The organism is Pseudomonas sp. HY7a-MNA-CIBAN-0227, from assembly GCF_040310325.1.
Classification (GTDB): domain Bacteria; phylum Pseudomonadota; class Gammaproteobacteria; order Pseudomonadales; family Pseudomonadaceae; genus Aquipseudomonas.
In genome coordinates, this window is record NZ_JBEOPT010000098.1 from 1 (window position 1) to 279 (window position 279).

At 55.2% G+C, this 279-nt stretch carries 1 protein-coding gene; it reads left to right on the forward strand.

Annotation, left to right across the window (positions count from 1 at the left end; all coding sequences use genetic code 11):
• On the forward strand, positions 1-204 hold a 204-nt coding region (locus tag AAEZ06_RS27135), incomplete at its 5' end, for an SLAC1 family transporter (protein WP_502948057.1).
• Positions 205-279: the final 75 nt, after the last annotated feature.

Below are 279 nucleotides of genomic sequence, written 5' to 3' on the forward strand. Positions count from 1 at the left end.
GGCTTTACCTTCCCGCTGGGTGTTTACTCGCTGGCCACCTTGCGTCTGGGCCATGTGTTGCAGCTGGGTTTTTTCGATGTGGTGGGCTGTGTGCTGGTCGCGATGCTGGTGATGATGTGGTTCATTGTCGGTTCGCGCACCCTTAAAGGTGCCTGGCGCGGTGAGTTGTTTGTGTCGCCGTGCATCGCCGGACTTAAGAAGTAATCCATCTGCCCAGGCTCTGTGCGAAAACGCCGGAATTGACGTTTTTCGTTACAGAACCTGGGTAAGGTTGTGTCT